The 16,066-nt window shown below is 70.3% G+C and carries 15 protein-coding genes; 2 read left to right on the top strand and 13 right to left on the bottom strand.

Annotation, left to right across the window (positions count from 1 at the left end):
* Positions 1–79: 79 nt before the first annotated feature.
* The 10 genes from ACFYXB_RS21595 to ACFYXB_RS21550 form a co-directional block, all read right to left on the bottom strand.
* Positions 80–4,012 (bottom strand): Rne/Rng family ribonuclease, encoded by a 3,933-nt coding sequence (locus ACFYXB_RS21595; RefSeq protein ID WP_389584705.1) that lies wholly within the window; start codon positions 4,010–4,012, stop codon positions 80–82.
* 278 nt (positions 4,013–4,290) lie between these two features.
* Positions 4,291–5,112, bottom strand: a complete 822-nt coding sequence (locus ACFYXB_RS21590; protein ID WP_389584703.1) for a TIGR03936 family radical SAM-associated protein — start codon at positions 5,110–5,112, stop codon at positions 4,291–4,293.
* A 48-nt stretch (positions 5,113–5,160) separates the two neighbouring features.
* The gene (locus ACFYXB_RS21585; RefSeq protein WP_389584700.1) at positions 5,161–6,252 is read right to left on the bottom strand and encodes a hypothetical protein; all 1,092 of its coding nucleotides are present in this window, start codon (positions 6,250–6,252) and stop codon (positions 5,161–5,163) included.
* Positions 6,253–6,305: 53 nt separating this feature from the next.
* Entirely contained in the window at positions 6,306–6,905 is a 600-nt protein-coding gene (locus ACFYXB_RS21580) for a hypothetical protein (RefSeq protein ID WP_389584697.1), read from the bottom strand.
* A gap of 159 nt (positions 6,906–7,064) precedes the next feature.
* The gene (locus ACFYXB_RS21575) at positions 7,065–7,817 is read right to left on the bottom strand and encodes a DUF2637 domain-containing protein (protein WP_389584695.1); all 753 of its coding nucleotides are present in this window, start codon (positions 7,815–7,817) and stop codon (positions 7,065–7,067) included.
* A 24-nt stretch (positions 7,818–7,841) separates the two neighbouring features.
* The gene (locus ACFYXB_RS21570) at positions 7,842–8,051 is read right to left on the bottom strand and encodes a hypothetical protein (protein ID WP_389584692.1); all 210 of its coding nucleotides are present in this window, start codon (positions 8,049–8,051) and stop codon (positions 7,842–7,844) included.
* Positions 8,052–8,384: 333 nt separating this feature from the next.
* A complete protein-coding gene (locus tag ACFYXB_RS21565) occupies positions 8,385–9,596 on the bottom strand; it encodes a cytochrome P450 (protein WP_389584689.1) in 1,212 nt (403 codons plus the stop codon).
* 34 nt (positions 9,597–9,630) lie between these two features.
* Positions 9,631–10,998, bottom strand: a complete 1,368-nt coding sequence (locus ACFYXB_RS21560) for an NAD(P)/FAD-dependent oxidoreductase (RefSeq protein WP_389584687.1) — start codon at positions 10,996–10,998, stop codon at positions 9,631–9,633.
* Positions 10,988–11,197 carry a ferredoxin gene (locus ACFYXB_RS21555; RefSeq protein WP_351351092.1) on the bottom strand — a complete coding sequence of 70 codons (210 nt, stop codon included), beginning with the start codon at positions 11,195–11,197 and terminating at the stop codon, positions 10,988–10,990. Before ACFYXB_RS21555 ends, ACFYXB_RS21560 begins: the two co-directional genes overlap by 11 nt.
* A gap of 373 nt (positions 11,198–11,570) precedes the next feature.
* On the bottom strand, positions 11,571–12,227 hold the full coding sequence (locus tag ACFYXB_RS21550) for a GAP family protein (protein WP_389584683.1): 657 nt from the start codon (positions 12,225–12,227) through the stop codon (positions 11,571–11,573).
* Between the two features lie 596 nt (positions 12,228–12,823).
* On the opposite strand from ACFYXB_RS21550, the gene ACFYXB_RS21545 reads away from it, so the two are divergent.
* On the top strand, positions 12,824–13,519 hold the full coding sequence (locus ACFYXB_RS21545) for a DUF899 domain-containing protein (protein WP_389584680.1): 696 nt from the start codon (positions 12,824–12,826) through the stop codon (positions 13,517–13,519).
* A 435-nt stretch (positions 13,520–13,954) separates the two neighbouring features.
* On the opposite strand, the gene ACFYXB_RS21540 is transcribed toward ACFYXB_RS21545, so the two are convergent.
* The 3 genes from ACFYXB_RS21540 to ACFYXB_RS21530 all read right to left on the bottom strand — a co-directional run bounded on the left by ACFYXB_RS21540 (position 13,955) and on the right by ACFYXB_RS21530 (position 15,409).
* Complete coding sequence (locus ACFYXB_RS21540; RefSeq protein ID WP_389584678.1) at positions 13,955–14,266, bottom strand: STAS domain-containing protein; 312 nt, start codon at positions 14,264–14,266, stop codon at positions 13,955–13,957.
* 143 nt (positions 14,267–14,409) lie between these two features.
* Positions 14,410–14,685 (bottom strand): hypothetical protein, encoded by a 276-nt coding sequence (locus ACFYXB_RS21535; protein ID WP_389584675.1) that lies wholly within the window; start codon positions 14,683–14,685, stop codon positions 14,410–14,412.
* Between the two features lie 10 nt (positions 14,686–14,695).
* Entirely contained in the window at positions 14,696–15,409 is a 714-nt protein-coding gene (locus tag ACFYXB_RS21530) for a DUF5994 family protein (RefSeq protein ID WP_389584672.1), read from the bottom strand.
* On the opposite strand from ACFYXB_RS21530, the gene ACFYXB_RS21525 reads away from it, so the two are divergent.
* Positions 15,390–15,605 carry a hypothetical protein gene (locus tag ACFYXB_RS21525; protein WP_389584669.1) on the top strand — a complete coding sequence of 72 codons (216 nt, stop codon included), beginning with the start codon at positions 15,390–15,392 and terminating at the stop codon, positions 15,603–15,605. The two genes, ACFYXB_RS21530 and ACFYXB_RS21525, sit on opposite strands and share 20 nt — an antisense overlap.
* Positions 15,606–16,066 lie beyond the last annotated feature (461 nt).

Below are 16,066 nucleotides of genomic sequence, written 5' to 3'. Positions count from 1 at the left end.
GGGCCCTGCCCGAGAGGGTCAAACCGGGCCGGGCCCCGCAGCTGTGCGGCCGGTCACCAGGACCGGCCGCACCTCGCGATCAGGCCTCGTCGGTGGCGGCGGAGACCGTGGTCTTCTTCGCCGTCGACTTGGCGGCGGCCGTCTTGACGGTCTTCGCCGCCTTCTTGGCCGTCGTCTTCTTCGCGACCGTCTTCTTGGCGGCGGCCTTCTTCGCCGTGGCCTTCTTGGCGGTCTTGCGGGCCGCCGCCTTCTTGACCGGAGCGGACTCCTCGGTCGACTCGGCACTCTCCTCCGGCTCGGCAGCCTCCGTGCCCTCCGTGCCCGACGGAAGGACCACGACGGCCGCTTCCTCGGACGCGGTCGGCGCGGTGGCCCTGCGGACGGCACGGCGGCGCGCACGGGCTGGGGCGGCGCTCTCGGCGGGCGCCTCCTCAACCGCGGCCGGCGCCTCGGCGGGCTCCACAGCTGCCTCGGGCGCGGTCTCGGCGACCGTCACGACGGCCGCCTCGGCACCCTCGGGAGAACCGGCCGGCGCGGACACCTTCCGGGTGGCGCGACGACGCGTACGGCCCTTGGGCGCGGCCTCGTCCATGGCGGGAGCCTTGGCCGGGACAACCGCGTCCGCCACGGGCGCGGGCTCGGGCGCCGCCACGACGGCGGGTTCCAGCTGCACCGGACGCTCGACCTCGGTCTCCGCCGACGCCTCGGCCACCGGAGCCGCCTCGCGCCTCGGCGCGCCGGCCGGAGCCGACGCCCGGCGGCCCGCGCGGCGGCGCGAACGGCCACGGCTCGCCGCGGCCTCCGCCTCGGCGACGCTGCTGTACAGCTCCTCGTCCGGCGCAAAGTCGGGCGCGGGCAGCGCGACGGGCTCGGCGACCTCGGCCACCAACTCGGCCTCGCTCTCCGCCTCTTGCTCGGCGGTCTCGGTCACCTCGGCAATCACCGTCTCGGCCTCGTGCACGTGTCCATCGCCGCCACGGCCGCGCTTCTTGCGCTTGCCGCCGCCTACTGCGGAGGTCGGCTGCTCCATGTGCACGATGACACCGCGGCCGTTGCAGTGGACGCAGACCTCGGAGAACGACTCCAGCAGGCCCTGGCCGACCCGCTTGCGGGTCATCTGCACGAGCCCCAGCGAGGTCACCTCCGCCACCTGGTGCTTCGTACGGTCCCGGCCCAGGCACTCGAGCAGACGCCGCAGCACCAGGTCCCGGTTGGACTCCAGCACCATGTCGATGAAGTCGATGACGATGATGCCGCCGAGGTCGCGCAGCCGCAGCTGGCGCACGATCTCCTCGGCCGCCTCCAGGTTGTTCCTGGTGACCGTCTCCTCGAGATTGCCGCCCTGACCGGTGAACTTGCCGGTGTTGACGTCGATGACGACCATCGCCTCGGTCCGGTCGATCACCAGCGAACCGCCGCTGGGCAGCCAGACCTTGCGGTCCAGCGCCTTGGCGAGCTGCTCGTCGATCCGGTACGTGGCGAAGACGTCGACCTCGCTGGTCCACTTCGACAGACGGTCGGCCAGGTCCGGCGCGACGTGCGAGACGTACCCGTGGACGGTCTCCCACGCCTCGTCGCCGCTGACGATGACCTTGGAGAAGTCCTCGTTGAAGATGTCGCGCACGACCCGGACGGTCATGTCCGGCTCGCCGTACAGCAGCGAAGGCGCGTTCGAACCGCCACCGTTCTTGGACTTCTTCTGGATGTCCTCCCACTGCGCCTGCAGCCGCTCGACGTCCCGGTGCAGCTCGTCCTCGCTCGCGCCCTCGGCGGCGGTGCGCACGATGACGCCCGCGTCCTCGGGGACGATCTTCTTGAGGATGGTCTTCAGCCGGGCCCGCTCGGTGTCGGGCAGCTTGCGGCTGATGCCGGTCATCGAGCCCTCGGGGACGTACACGAGGTAGCGGCCCGGGAGGGAGACCTGGCTGGTCAGGCGGGCGCCCTTGTGTCCGATCGGGTCCTTCGTCACCTGGACGAGCACGGACTGCCCGGACTTGAGGGCGGACTCGATGCGGCGCGGGCCGTTGGCCATGCCCAGCGCCTCGAAGTTGACCTCACCGGCGTACAGGACGGCGTTGCGGCCCTTGCCGATGTCGATGAAGGCGGCCTCCATCGACGGCAGCACGTTCTGCACCTTGCCGAGGTAGACGTTGCCGACGTACGAGGTCGACTGCTCCTTGTTGACGTAGTGCTCGACGAGCACGCCGTCTTCCAGGACACCGATCTGCGTGCGCTCGCCGTTCTGTCGTACGACCATCACGCGCTCGACGGCCTCGCGGCGGGCCAGGAACTCGGCCTCGGTGATGATCGGAACGCGGCGGCGGCCCTGCTCGCGGCCCTCGCGACGGCGCTGCTTCTTGGCCTCAAGACGGGTCGAGCCCTTGATGGACTGCACCTCGTCGGACGGCTCGGCTGGCTTGCGGGGCTCGCGGACCTTGACGACCGTGCGCTCCGGGTCGCCGTCGCCGGGCTCGGCCTCGGCGGAGGAGTCCCCGGCACGACGGCGGCGACGGCGACGGCGACGGCTGCTGCTGGAGCCGCCGGCCTCGTCACGGGCCTCCTCGTCGTCCTCTTCCTCCTGCTCGGCGGTGTCCTCGGCGTCCTGCGCGGCCTGCTCGGCGGCGAGCTCCTCGGACTCGTCGGCGCTCTCACCGGCCTCGCCCTCGGCAGCGTCACCGCGGCGACGGCGACGGCCGCCACGACGGCGACGGCGGCGCGAACCGGTCTCCTCCGACTCATCGCCCTCGGCGGCGTCCTCGAGGGACTCCTCGGGCTCCTCGGGTTCCTCCGCCTCTTCCTCGGCGGCGGGCTCCACGGGCTGCGCCTCCTCGAAGGCGGTGCCGCGACGGCGCCGACGGCGGCGCGAACCGGTCTCGACCGGCTCCTCCTCCACCAGTTCCTCGGTGTCCTCGGTGTCCTCGGCCCCGGCGGCCTCGGCGGCCGCCTCCGCGGCGGCGCGCTGCGGGGTCTGGAACCTCGGCTCGGTGAACACGGGCGCCTGGAACACGGCGACGGCGGGCCGCGACGGCCTGCGCGGCGCCTCGGGCTCCTCCTCGGCGGCCTCCGGCTGCGCGGACGGCTGCACGGACCGCTGTCGCGCGGGCTCGGAGAACCCGGACGCGGCCTGCCGCACGACGCGACGGCGGCGGCGCGGGCCGCCGCTCTCGGCAGCCGCTTCGGCGACGGGCGCCTGCGTGGCGACGACGGACTCGGCGGCCTCGGTCTCGGCCTCGGTCTCTACGGCGGCGGCAGCAGGCTGCGTAACCTCCGCGACGGGCGCCTCCTCGGCCTCAGGAGCACCGGCGGGCGCGGAGACCCGGCGCGTGGCCCGGCGACGAGCACGACGCGGGGCGGCCTCCTCGGCACCCTCGCCGCTCTCGGCACCTTCAGCACTCTCGACCGAAGCGGCCTCGGCGGTCTCGGTCTCCTCAGCGGTCTCCACTGCCTCGGCGGCCTCGGACACCCGACGGGTCGCACGACGACGCGTACGACCGGCAGGCGCGGCCTCCTCGGCAGGCGCCTCGGGCTCCTCGTCGGCAGCCGGCGCCGCAGCCTCGGCAACCTCAGGCGCACCAGCGGGCGCCACCTCCTCGGCAACAGCAGCCTCGGACTTCTCCTCAGCAGCAGCCGCCACCACAGTCTCCGCAGCCTCAGGCGCACCAGCGGTCGCACCGGCAGGCGCGGACACCCGACGGGTCGCACGACGACGCGTACGACCGGCGGGCGCGGCCTCCTCCGCTACGGCCGCAACCACGGCGGCCTCATCGGTCTCATCAGTCACCGCGGTCTCCACAATCTCTTCGGTCACCGCAGTCTCCACAGTCTCTGTGGTCTCGTCCGTCTCGGCGGACTCGTCGACCGGTATGGCCGACGCGGTGACCTCGGCCGCTGTCTCCGCCGCGGCGGGCGGGCCCGCGGGGCGGGACGCGGCACGGCGACGCCTGCGCGGGGGCAGGGTGTCGCTCGGGGTGTTCAGTTCGGAACCCTCTGTGGGTTCGGTCGGCTCGAGCATGCGGGCGTTTCTCCCGTCAGGCTCCCGGGCGCCGCGCCTGGTCCGGCGTCGATCACATCGATCGACCGCCGTTGACGTCCACGGCCCGCGCGATGCGCGATGGCCGCCGTCCGGGGCGTGGGCGCCACACGGGAGCTCTCTGTGTCCTGTCTCGCCGGTTCCGTACGCCATTTTGCGTACGGCCTGGCGAAAGTCTTTTGGTCAGTGCGCTGCCCGACCCAGGTGGCTCCCGAGTACGAGGGCGGCGCTTCGACGTACGTCCTTACGCGGAACCTTCCTTACACCGGCGCCGTCGCGGCGGCAGCGGCCGTGGTAAGGGCCTCTGCTGCCTCGCGGTCGGGCGCGAGCGGGTCGGTCACCGTGCCGGTCTCTTCATCGAACAGCCCCTGCGCCAGCCTGGTCACCGCTGCGGGGACCGGCGGCGCCAGGTCGGCCACGGCGCGGAAACCGGACAGGACGTCGTCGGGTCGCACGGCAGGCGTCACGTGCCGAACAACCAGCCGCAGTATCGCACAGGGCTGGTCGGTCGGCCCATCAAGGTGCGCGGCGTATGCCGCTCCAGTGGAGCCGACGCCCCCGTCGGGCTGCGAACTGTGCGTTTCCGCGTTCGTCAGGCTCGTCAAGCTCACGACGGCGGAGCGGGCGTCGAACGTGCGGACGCCGTTCTTGGTCGTGCGCTGTACCTCGACGGTCTCGGCCCCGTTGAAGGCCTCGACCGCGCGCTCGGCGTCGGCGGGGTCGACACCGTCCAGCCGCAGCTCCCAGACGGAAGCCGTCAGCCGGTCGGCGAGCCCCGACGTGCGCGCCTCGACCGCGTCGACGATGTCGAGCCCGGCGGGCAGCGACTCGTCGAGCAGGACGCGCAGGGTCTCCGGTTCACGGGCCTCGGCGAGCGCGATCTCCAGGTACTCCGCCTCACTGCCCGTGCCGGTGGGTGCGGCATTGGCGTACGACACCTTCGGGTGCGGCGTGAATCCGGCCGAGTACGCCATCGGCACCTCGGCACGACGCAACGCACGCTCGAAGGCGCGCTGGAAGTCACGGTGGCTGGTGAACCGGAGGCGGCCACGCTTGGTGTAGCGCAGTCGGATGCGCTGCACCGCGGGTGCGGGCGGCGGGCCTTCGGGCTGTCGCTTGCCCAGTTTCGTTCAGTCCTTAGTGAGTGCGGTCGTACTGCTACCAAGAGTACGTGTCTCGCCGCCCGTCGGTTCCCGGCGGTCCACCTCCACCGGCCGCCGCGGCTCGCCGAACAGCGCCCGCCGGATGTCGGCGCGGGCCTGCCGTACGGTCTCCCGCGCGGCGGCCAGCGCCTGCCGGGTGGCCCGTCCGACGGCGCGCGCGGCCTCGGCGGCGGGCCGCAGGACGAGGTCCCGGACTACGTGTCCGACCGGGGTCAGGACGGTCCTGTACACCCAGCGCACCGGCTCCACGAAGACCCACCGGAAGAGGGTCCCCAGGAACCGCCCGACGACGAGCGAGACGCGCCCGGCGATCCGCCACGCGTGCCCGAGCGCCTCCCCCACCTCCCGGGCGACGACGGCGAGGACCCGGCCGACGGGCACGAGCACCCAGCGCCACAGGGCGAGGGCGGGCAGGACGAGCAGAATGCGCGTCGTCCAGTACAGGACCCAGCCGATGCCGGTGACGACGGCGCCCACGAACCACACGAGGGCCCGGCCGACGGGCGCGAGGATCCACTTGTACAGCCATCGGGCGGGTATGACGAGCAGATACCGCACCAGCCGGGCGACGACTGCGTACACCCCGGCTCCGACGGCGGCGAGCAGCATGCCGACGCCCTTGAGCAGCCGGGCGACGCCGTGCCCGACCGGGGTGAGCACGCGCGCGTACAGCCACGCGAAGCCGGCGCCGATCCCGCGCGCGAGCCACGCGAGGGCGTGTCCGACAGGGGTCAGCACGTTCCGGTACAGCCAGTCCAGCGGTACGACGACGAGCACGTACCCGAGCCAGGCGAGCGCCTTGCCGACGGGCACGAGGACGTATCGCCACAGCGCCACCAGCGGCCATACGAACAGGGCCCGGCCGAGCCACAGCAGCGCCCTGCCCAAGGGCCGCAGCACGGTGTCGGTCAGGAACCGCCCGGCCACGACCAGCGCGTCCCACGCGATGCGCACCGGCACCACCAGCACGAGCACGACGATCCGCAGCGGCAGGCGCAGGGCGACGACCAGGCACCCCTCCGGTTCTTGACGCCGCTCGGGCGCCTTCTCGAACTCCATACCCGACTGGACGCGTCAGGCCCCCGTCCGGATCCGGCACGGCCCCGGCATGGCTAGATCGCGCGGGCGCGGTGGGTCTCCGGGTAGCGCTGGGTGAACCTGACGACCCAGACCAACAGGGCGATGGGGACGACCCAGTTGAACCAGTCGCTCAGATCCGGCATACGGATCGCGAGCCAGGTCGAGACGGTCATCAGGGCGAAGACCCCGCCCCAGGCGGCGGTCAGCACCAGGTTGATGTGCTTGAAGACCGACGACTCCCACAGCTCGGGAGGCGTCATCCGGCGGGCGTACTGAGCGGTGAAGGGATCGACGAACAGCGAGCCGAGCGCGACGACGGCCACGACCGCGTTGGACAGGACCTGGGCGTACGTCTCCAGCCAGATGAGTTCATGACGCTCGAGGACGAGCGCGAGGACGGTGAGCACGGCGAAGAACACGATGCCCGCCATGTCGAGGATGTTGAACCGCCTGTGGGCGAGGTCCTGCCCCGACAGACCGAGGGCGGTGATCAGGGCGGCCAGAGCCGCGTACTCCCAGGTGCTGGGGCTGGCGACGACGCCGAAGATGATCCACGGGGCGAACGAGAGGTAGACACTGCCGCCGCTGACGGGCTTCTCGACCGGGGCTCTGGTCGCCGACTGCTGTCCCATGGGGGTTCCTCCCAGCGCTAACCGCCCGTGTGTCGCAACCGCCCCTCCCTTCCCATCGTGCCGTGGCCCAAGGTCCTTCGCATGCCGCTCGGCCGGGGCGTCACGTTCCGGGCCGCCCGGCAGAACGTGAACACCCCGGTCGCCGCGCCCTGAACTCGCCTACGGAACCCGCGTCTTGGAGGTCCGCTGTGCATGGGCGCCCTGCTGCCGGGTCCCGTACTTGGAGGAGACCTGGCCGATGAGTTCCCAGAAGCAGACCAAGGCCGTGATCGGTGGAATGCCGAGCATCACGAACGCCACCAGCGAGCGGGACGAGTGGCTGACGCAGAGGGCCACCGCCATGAACGAGGCGGCGAGGATGACGCCCCAGGAGCGGCGCGCGCTGCGGCGCTGGACGGTGGCCCGCAGGATCGACAGAGCCGCCACGAACCACGGCCCGTACACCGTGAGCGGCCACCACTGCGCCAGCCCCGCGGGCAGTACGGACTCGGCGATCGTGCGGAGTTGGCCGTAGGAGTAGGTGATGGACCAGCCCAGCATGGACGCCGCGCACACCGCGATCGCGGCGATCAGGACCGTGACGTGGGTGATGCGCTGACCGCCGTCGAGGAAATGCGACTCGGCGCGTTGCCGACGCCGGTTGGCTCTGCGTGGCGGTCGTTCCAGCGGGACGGTGTCGGCGTCCAGGCTGGTCGCCGTGGACAGCATGTGCGCCAGCTCTTCGTCCAGGTCCCAGGCGTTCGGCGTGCCGTCCGGCACCGGGTTGTCCCAGGACTGCTGGGTCGGGAAGGACACGGTGCCGTAGGAAGGCTGGCCCAGTGTGCCGTAGGAAGGCTCGCCCAGTGTGTCGTGTTCCGGCCTCAGGGCGTACTGCACGTGGTAAAGATGTGCTTCATCGTTGTTCCTGTCCATCAGAAATTTCCTCCGTGCCCTCGTTCAGGATGTTCCGTCTTGAGCACGGGATCCGGGCGGTTTCGCCGGTACGGCGGCACCGGCTCCGCCATATCGCTCGCGAGCCGCCCGCATATATTCGGTTTCCATATTCCTGATCTTGTCCAGAAAATCATCCAACAGGTCCGAGCAGCCGCCGAGACTAGCTCCACCGCCGGTCAACGCATGATCATTGCCGATCATCGGCTGATGCACAGCCCCGCACCCTTCGTTCCCACTCACGGTCACATAACGAGCGCCATCGGGGGGCAGGTGTCGGGCGTTCGGGGGATTGAATCCCCCGAACGAGTTGTCCGGGGCGCCTATTAAAATACTTGACCGGCGAATGTATGAAATAGCAGAAGAAGAGGACCCGACGGTATCGGGTCCCCATTTTGCGAATTCATTGCGCCGCACCGGGGCACGGCGCCGGAAGCGGATTCGACAACTCCTGACGGAACGTCACCTCTCGCATGTCACGCGAACGGCCCAACACCCGCACGACAGGTGCCCGAACTTGTTTCCGACAGGTCGACCGACGCCGCAGCTTCAGAACGCGACGGGCAGATGGCGGGGGCCGCGGAGCATGGCGTTGCTCCGGTAGGGGGGCGGGTCCTGCACCAGGGTCGCGCCGCCGAGACGGGGCATCAGCGCGCCGAGTGCCGCCTCGGCTTCGATACGGGCGAGCGGTGCGCCGTAGCAGAGGTGGACACCACTGCCGAAGCCGAGATGCTCGTTGTCCGGGCGGGTGGGGTCGAACCGGTCGGGGTCCTGGAAGCGCTTGGGATCGCGGCTGCCCGACGCCAGCCCGAGCACCACGGTGCTGCCCTCGGGAAAGGTGGTGCCCGCGAAGTCCACGTCGACGAGAGGGATGCGCTCCCGCATGTGGACCGGGGGCTCGTAGCGCAGGAGTTCCTCCACCGCGCGCGGCAGCAGACCGGGGTCCCGGCCCAGCCGGTCCAACTCGTCGGGCCGGCGCAGCAGGGTGAGGACGCCGTTGGTGATCAGGTTGACGGTGGTCTCGTGTCCGGCGATGAGCAGGAGGATGGCGGTTTCCGCCAGTTCGTCGGGGGCCAGCCGCAGCGCGGGGTCGGGTTCGTTGATGAAGGCGGACAGCATGTCGTCCGTCGGACGGCCCTGGCGCTGCTGGGCGAGGCCCAGCAGGTACTGGCCCATCTCATGCTTAGCCTGACCGGCCGCCTTCTCCCGCTGCGTGGTGTCCTCCCCGGTCCCGATGTCGGCGCCCGCGACGATGACGTCGGTCCATTCCCGGAACATCGACTCGTCCGCTTGCGGGACGCCGAGCAGCCGGCAGATGACGGTGACGGGCAGGGGATAGGCGAAGTCGTCGACGACGTCGATCTGTTCGCGGTCCCGGAACGACTCGGTCAGTTCCTCGGTGATCCGGGTGATCTCGCCGCGCATGGCGTCGACCCGACCGGGGCTGTGCGGCGGGCCGAACGGCCGCATCGCGAGCGTGCGCAGTCTGTGGTGCTCCGGGTCGTCGAGCCGCAGGAACGGCAGTTTCCGTGCTTCTTCGGACGGCTCGGAGGAAGGGGTGGTACGGCGGTTACGAGGGTCGGCGCTCATCCGCGGGTCGTGCAGCAGGGCGACGATCTCGTGATAGGTGCCGACCAGGAAGCTGCCGTCCGCCTGAGGCACCACGACGGGACCGGCCTCCCGCAACTCCGCGTACAGAGGCCATGGGTTGGGGCGGTTGGCGTAGTCGGTGATCCGCTCCAGCAGGGTGTCGGCGGTCATGGTGGGACTCCTCGTGGACGAGCGGGGCGGTGGGTCACGCGGTGGGCCGCATCATGACCAGTCGGCGGTCCGGCAGATGACCGGTAAGCGCGACGGTGGGGCCGTGATAGAGCCCGCTCGGATCCGGCACATCGGAGGGGATCGGGACTGCGGCCGCCGGCGGACGATCCGAGGCGCCGGGCGCGGGCGGGAACGGGGCGGCCGTTTCGATCAGGTTCTGGTAGTACTCCAGCGACTTGGCCATGTCGACCGTGACCGCGGCGGTCACCCGGCCGCGGTAGCCGTAGACCATCGCCAAGCGGCGCGCCTCCAACGAGCCCTGGGCGATGACCACTTGGTCCGAGAAGGTGGGAACGCCCACGGATTTGATGTTGAGGCCGAACTGGCTCGACCAGAACGTCGGGACCGCGAGGTGCGGGCGCCGCAGCGGTTCCGGGCTGACCATGTTGTGGGCGGCCACCTCGGCCTGCTCCACCGCGTTTTGCCAGTGCTCCAGTGACAGCAACTGGTAGTCGAACAGCGGGTGCGGGAAGCGCGAGACATCACCGGCCACGAAGACGTCGTCGGTGACGATCCCGTACATGTTGAACGCGCGGCACCCGGCGTCGCAGGCGATCCCCCGAGCGCCGGCGGCCAGCCCGGAGTCGGCCAGCCACTCGACGTTGCGGACCGCTCCCATGGCGACGATGCACAGGTCCGCATCGATTCGGCTGCCGTCGGAGAGGTCCGCGCCGGTGAAGCGGCCATTGCCCCGCAGCGCGGTCACCGTGACCTCGCAGCGCAGATCCACGCCGTGGTTGCGCTGCATGGCGGCGGCCAGTTTCCCCAGCGTCCCGCCGAGCGCGCCCACCAGCGGTGCGGGACCGCGTTCGGCGACCGTGACCTCCAGGCCCCGCTCGCGGCATGCCGAGGCGATCTCCGAACCGGTGAAGCCACCGCCGATCACCAGCACCCGGCGCGGCCCGGCAGCCAGCCGCTCGGCCAGCTGGCCCGCGTCATCGCTGGTGCGCAGGGTCAACACCCCGTCCAGGGCGGCCTCCTGCGGATTCGGCCAGGGCCGCGCCCGCGTCCCGGTGGCGATCAGCACCCGGTCGTACGGCAGCGGCTCGCCCTCGGCCAGCAGCACCTGTTTCCCGACGGTGTCCAGTCCGGTGGCGCGCACCCCCAGCCGCCACTCCGCTTCCGGGTCACGGCGCACCGGCAGCCCGGTGGCGTCCGCCGGCACCTTGCCGAACAGCACCTGCTTGGACAGCGGAGGACGGTCGTACGGCGGATGAGCCTCATCCCCGACGACGGTCAGCGAGCCGGTGAACCCCTCCTCGCGCAGCTTCTCGGCGGCTCTCAGCCCGGCCAGCGACGCGCCGACGATGACGATCCGACCGTCCCGAAGATCACCGGGCACCCGGGCTCACCTCCTCACCCAGCAGAATGGCCTGCAGTGGACACGCCGCCGCGGCCTGGCGCACACGTTCGCGTTGTCCGTCGGGAACCGCCGGGTGGTACAGCAACGACTCCTCACCGTGCAGCTCGAACACCTCCGGGGCCAGAAACACGCACTGCGCATACCCCTGGCAACGGGCGAGATCCACCACGACCTGCATCGCTGGCCACTCCCTCCGGCACGCCGACACCTCCTTCCTTTTTAGTCCCGGGAAGGACGGCGCGCGCGCTGGACCACGGACGCCGGACACGACTGAGCCCCTCCCCCGGCCACGGGGAGCACGAGCCGCCCCGCCCTCTCGCCCCGCACCGCACCGTCGCGTGGCGCTCCTGCAACGAGGTGCTGCTACGGGTGCTCTTCGCCGCCGAACCTGAAGTTCCGCACCGCACAACCCGGCCTCGTCCAGGAGCCGGGGCAGCGCTCTTGGGCTTCAGCGGCAGCAACTTCTCACGCGTGGGGTCAATTTGAATGGAAGTGTCACCGGGCGGGCTGCCTCTGGGTGCCAACGGAGCGCCAGGTGGCTGGGAATGTGCTCAGGAAGTGAGGATGCTGATGCCGTCCCCGAGTAGTTTCAGGCCCAAGACGAAAAACAGGACCGCCATCACGGCGACGTTGTGCTGTGCGGCCCAGTCCCGCCAGGAGCTGAGCACACTCTTCGCCCGTTCTCCCATGGTCAGGTAGACGGCAAGCGGTGCGAGCACGCCGAGTGAGGCGATGATCACGAACACGGCGAGCGTCCCGATCTGCTGCGGCACAGGGATTCCGGCTGAGCTGATCGAGGCGCCGGCAGCGACGGTCAGGGGAGCGTTCTTGAGGTTGGCCGCCGACAGGGCCAAACCCAGCGCCAGGATCTTGATGGGGGTGAAGCGGTCGATCGCGGCCATCCATTTGGGCAGCTGAGCCTGCGAGGGGTCGGTGGGGCGTCGGCGCCACTGCCGGGCACCGAAGAGGAGGAGCAGCACACCGAGTGCGAGCTTGAGGGCGCCTACCCAGGTGACCGGTTGCTTGTGTGCGGAGGCGCCGGCGGGCCCGCCGATCGCCAGCATGATGGCACCCAGTGCGGCGAGTCCCAGGAGCCAGCCAAGGGCGTACAGGGTTCCGTTGAGGCGTCCGCCTGGCGTGGCCAGGATGAGGATCATGGCCACGATGGGGAGCGGGCTGACCGCGACAGCGGCTGCCAGACCCAACACATCTCCGACCGCGTGTCCCAAAGCTGCCTCCGCGGGTGGTTTCGGTCGAGCTGGAGTCGGGAGCCCACCACTGTCGTCGAACAGGCGCTCGGCGGAGGCGATGTCGGCGCGCCGGTCACACAGGCCGGCCGGCGCCCCGAGGGTCTCGAAGTCCGCACGGCGCCGGGCGGCCTCATCACTACAGGGCGGCGACTTCGGAGGGGGCCTTCGGCAGGAGACCCGCCTGAGGAGCGGCCGGAACCCCCACCGCGGCCATACTGCCCTGCACGAACCGATGCACCGTCACGGGACATTCTGAAAAAAAGGGCACGTTCACCCTGTTGGCTGGGCCTGACTCCGAGCCGGGCAGTGATGCGTTCGCTCTGTCGCGTGAGGGCCGGGAGCGCACTACGGGTACCGCACCCGAGACGTGCCTCACTCACGTCAGTGCGCGTGTCCGCTCGGAGTCGGTGCGGCGTTCTCGACCGTCAGCGGCAGCAACTTCTTACCGGTCGGGCCAACTGCTGCCTCGTCGGCTGGTGACCGATGAGTTCTGGAGCCGGGTGGGGTCTACCTCTGCACAAGCGAAAGCTGCGCACGAGCTCTGTGAGGGAACCATGACCACCCACGCACTACCACCCGTCGTCGACGCCGCAACTTGGGAGCGCCGGCTCGAAACACTGCGTGCCCGGGAGAAGGCCGCGACGCGGGAGCTTGACGCCATCGCCGCCGAGCGTCGTCGCCTGCCGATGGTCGAGATGCCCGACTACACCCTCGAGGGTGAGGACGGCCTCGTTCGGCTGGCGGACGTCTTTGAAGGCAAGAGGCAATTGATCGTCTACAACCACATGTGGTTCGCCGGCAAGGAATGGCAGTGCCCGGGCTGCACGGGGTTCACCTCGCAGTACACCCGCCTGGAGTTCCTGGACAACTACGATGCGCGATTCGTGATCGTCACCCAGGGCCCGATCAAAGAGGCGCTCGCCTACAAGCAGCGGGTCGGCAACCAGATGGCGTGGTACTCGACTGCCGACAGCTCATTCGGGGCCGACGTCGGCGCACCGCCCGACGGAGGATTCGCGGTCAACGTGTTCCTGCGCGACGGCGACACCGTCTATCGCACCTGGCACACCAACGGTCGGGGAACCGAGCAGCTCAGTCACACCTTCGCGCTGATCGATGTCCTACCGTACGGACGGCAGGAGGAATGGCAGGACTCGCCCGAAGGCTGGCCTCAGTCGCCCACCTACAGCCGGTGGACGACGTCCAAGAACATCGCTGCGCTCTATGGCTCAGGCTCTGGCGGCGGCTGAACTGATCACGGCCGATGAGCGGGTGGATTCATCTTCGCCAGGGCCTCAATCACCCCTTCGAGTACCTCGCTCACCTCAGTGCGCGTGACCACTCGAAGCAGGGGCCGGCGCCGCGTTCTTGACCGCCAGCGGGAGCAGTTTCCTGCCCGTGGGTCCGATTTGAATGGAAGTGTCCATCTGCGGACAGGTAGCCATCCGGACTCGTGCCACCCCCCAGAAAGCAGGCTGGTACACGGGTCTGCCGCCGACCACCGCTTCAGGAGCGAGGTAGGCCGGCTACCCGGCTGACCTCGGGGATCGCTGCGATGGCGACGGGGCGCTGTTCTGTCCGTACTCCGCCGGCCTGCCCGCGGTTCAGCCGGCGCAGGCGGATCGCGTTCAGGAGGGCCGACTCATCAACTCCCTTCCTCAGCCTCGCTGTTCCGGCCCGGTCCATCACAGGAGCACGCGATCGGAGCCGGTGTCCGCGAGGAGTCGTGTGGTCTGCGGGGACGGGTAGTGCAGTCGCAGGGATGCGTGGGTCTCGGCGGCGTGTCGCGACGCGTCGAGGAAGACGCGCAGGCCGCTGCTGTCGCAGCGGACGACGGTGGTCAGGTCGACGTCGATGGTGGTGATGCCGTCATGCAGGCACCGTTCCAGAGCGGTCCGCACCTGGGGCGTGGTGGCCGGGTCGATCTCACCGGCCAGGGTGATCAGTGCTCGCCTGCCCCGGTCGTGCCGGTAGATGTTCAGCTGCGGAAGAGTCATGATGCCTCGGTTCAGATGCCTCGGTTCATGGGTCCGGCCGCTCCTCGCGCAGTCCATGGCCGGGGCGTACGTTCCCGGCCGCAAGCGTCGGGACGGGCGGAGTCGGCGGTCCGTGCATGGGGCCGGTGACAGAAACCTGCTGGTCACGTGTAGGGAGTGGTACGGCTGCGGCGGCGGCGCGGTGGGAAGCGGCCTCGGCCCCCGTCGCGGTGGTCCCGTCGTTCGCCGGGGGTTGGTGACTCGGACCGATCCGGTCCCACCGGGGGCTGCGGCGTGCCGCGTCCGCGGCGGCGGGGCAGGGCGTCGCTGTACCGGTGCACCGCGATTCTGTCGGCGTGCTGGATGTTGAGCCGGTGGATCACGTACGCCGCCGCTGCGATGAGGACCACGAAGGCGGCGGCCGTCAGGAAGGCGTTCATGGCGGCCACCTCACATACCGACGATCAGGCGACTGGTCTGACTGGCCCGACTGGGCGGACCGGTCTGTTCCGGAACGGCCGCGGACACCGCGCAGGCGCCGCCCTCGTACTCCCATGCCTCGTCCGGGTCCAGTGGCCGGTCGGCCGCGGAGACGGTGTGCCGGGCCTCGTCCGCGGCGATGAGCGCGCTCGCGGTCAGCGGTGGGCCGTCGTAGTCGGACGCGGCCGCCATCAGCCGGGCCGCCGAATCCACCCCGGTTTCGGGCGGGATGACCAGCAGGTCCCAGCGGCCGGTGCCGTAGGAAAGCAACAGCAACTTGTGGGGATCGATTTCCGGGGTGAACCAGCCGACCTTGACGATGTGGCCGTCCACGGGTACCCGGCGTGGGACGACCCGCCAGTACTTCGGGTTGACGGCGATGCGGGTGATGCGGCCCCACAAGGGATCCAACACGTCGGTCAGGGCGGGCAGTTCGCTCAGCAGATCCCGGGAGCGGGGCCACCAGGCACCGTCCAGGAGTCCACGGGACGTGCCCTCGGTCTTCAGCACGAGACGCGCGGCCGGGGCTGCGACGGGCTCGACGTGCGGCAGGGTTGGGTACAAGGTCGCCGACATGATGCGGACCCGTCTCAGGGCCGCCTCTGCGGCGGCCCGGGTTTCATCGTTCGCCGAGAACGACCCGGCGTGGAAGCCGGTGTACGAAATGCCCTCGGTACTGTTCACACTACTCCGCGCCGTCACCGGGGCGAAGCTGCGCGACCTCCAGATCCCTGAGCAGGATCTGGCCGCCGCCTGCGCGTATCTGATGGGCGAGGAACTCATCACGGTCGACTGGGCGCAAGGCAATACACCCGCGATGGTCATGCTGACACATCAGGGGATCCGGCTCATGGAGGCCGAAGAGGAGGAACGCGGCTGACACGCCGCGGGGCCCTCTCCGGGCACCGGGGACCGTATTGCCACGGAAGAATCCTTTATGCCGGAAAAGCGTCTTAGGCATAGCATGATGAGTGGGTCGGCGCACTCTCACGTGCGACCACCCGGAAGGGCGGCCCCGGTGTGTATACGCCGGGGCCGTTGCGCGGCTTCACCCCCACCGTGTATGACGAGGGGACGGTCGCAAGCATCCGAGCCGCCGCCGATCTCGTTGCCCGGGACGCTGTCCGTACTGCGTGCCCGCCTCCTGCATCTCGGCGCTCCCAGGGACCATCTGGCGACCACTCACCGGACCGGCCTCTCCCAACCAACCATGGTCGGTGCTGTGGCGCGCCGCCGACGGCTTCGACAGAGTGCGCGCCATCGTCGCTTGCGCGCGAACCATGCCCGAGAGATTCCACTGGCTGATCACCACGGGCCGGACGGCTGGCGGAACGGGGTGAT

This window comes from Streptomyces sp. NPDC002619, from assembly GCF_042889305.1.
Lineage (GTDB): Bacteria > Actinomycetota > Actinomycetes > Streptomycetales > Streptomycetaceae > Streptomyces.
This window is presented reverse-complemented; position numbering and strand designations above follow the sequence as displayed.